The organism is Nesterenkonia massiliensis, from assembly GCF_000455245.1.
Taxonomy (GTDB): domain Bacteria; phylum Actinomycetota; class Actinomycetes; order Actinomycetales; family Micrococcaceae; genus Nesterenkonia; species Nesterenkonia rhizosphaerae.
The window spans coordinates 496,624-498,150 of record NZ_HG005166.1 but is presented as its reverse complement, the minus strand read 5'-3'; the positions used below and the strand labels follow the sequence as shown (position 1 = coordinate 498,150).

The 1,527-nt window shown below is 57.0% G+C and carries 1 protein-coding gene and 1 pseudogene; both read right to left on the bottom strand.

The genetic code is table 11. From position 1 onward, the window contains the following. Positions 1-603, bottom strand: a pseudogene (locus tag TX78_RS13145) (transposase); the annotation flags it as partial. A 290-nt stretch (positions 604-893) separates the two neighbouring features. Beyond that, a partial coding sequence (locus TX78_RS05465) for a hypothetical protein (RefSeq protein WP_158644302.1) occupies positions 894-1,527 on the bottom strand: 634 nt, incomplete at its 5' end.

Sequence of the window (1,527 nt, the reverse complement as noted above, 5' to 3'; positions counted from 1 at the left end):
ATCCGACGCGTTTGCCTCGGCGCTTCACCGGAACACGCAACCCTTCCTCGCGCCAGAGTCGCTGGACCTTCTTGTGATTGACCACCCAGCCCTCGGCCCGGGCGTCATAGTAGGCCCGCCGATAACCCCAGCGCGGGTGCTTCTTTGCATAAGCCCGTAGCCAGGCCCCCAGCCCAGCATCAGGATCACCAGCATTCTCGGACTTTAGTGCCCGGCCGAAGGCGGATCGGGCAAGCCCGGCCAACGCGGTGGCGCTGCGTTCACTGATGCCCAGGGTGGCCATCAGGTCTCGCGCAGCAGCGCGGCGCCGGTCCGGGCTTAGAAGTTTCCCTCCGCCAGCTCCTTCAGCGCGGCCTTCTCCAACTCGGCATCAGCCAGCAGCCGTTTGAGCCGGTCATTCTGCTTCTCCAACTCCTTCAGGCGCTTTGCATCCTCTGCCTTGAGCCCCCCGTATTGATTCTTCCACCGGTAGTAGGTGGCCTCGGAGACTCCGAGCTCGCGGGCGAAGGCAGCCACGTCGTGGCCTTGGGCCTGGAGCTTCTCAGCGTCTTGGAGCTTCCGGATGATCTGTTCCGGGTTATGGCGTCTTCTCTTGCTTGTCATGGTCACACCAGTTTTCCTGCCCGGAGACGCGGGCGCTAGTGCAACTCACATAACTCGTGGACCGAAATTAGGGGGTCACGCCAGGCGCTCCAGCAGGATGGGCTAGGAGCGTCGATCAGGAAAAGCGCAGGAGGTCAATACTTCGCGGTCATGTTCCTCGTCGTATTGTCCTCCCTTAGGCGACGGTGTCAAGCTCGACCAATCCAGCTGTGAATGACTGTCGAAGGGTATAAAGAATTTTTGAAAGTGGAGGTTTTCCGGTGCCTAAGTTTCGACCTGACCATCGAATGTTACTTACCTTCGTGCCAGCGCAGGACGTCCTCGATTGATTTCAGGCGGACATTCGAATAAGCATCCTGAATCGATGATCGGTATACGTCGCTACTCTTCGGATAGTTCCCGGGTACTAGATTAACCTGGAGTCCTAGCATCCCAGCCGCGATCGCGATGTGCATTCGGTCCGTCGATATAACTTTAAAATTGTTAATTATATTGAAGAACGGGTCCACGAACCGGTAATCTCCGTCCCCTAACATGCTAACATCGAAGTTTAGGTGAAAATGTTGACCGTAACCATGACCTTCGCGGTCATTTCTCATGGCGAATAGCTTCCACGCTCGCTCGCTGGGTTCGCGCACTTTAATATCGGTAAAGAACGCCATGTCGTGACAGAACAAGCTTTCATGGACTGCCTTGAGGCTGGAAAACCTGTCTCGCGAGAAATACGTTACGTTGTCGAGACCCGCTGGGGGCAGGTCATAGGTCGTAGGAAGGACCAGCACATGGTGTGCCTGTTGGGCCACGGCGAGGGTCTCTTGTCGGCTCAGTGAGAAGTTTCTGGACCAGGCTCCTCCGCCGCCCATCAGCACCAGTTTGCCGTCAAAATAGCCGGCGTTGAGTCGACCTGCGGTCTCGCGCTTATGT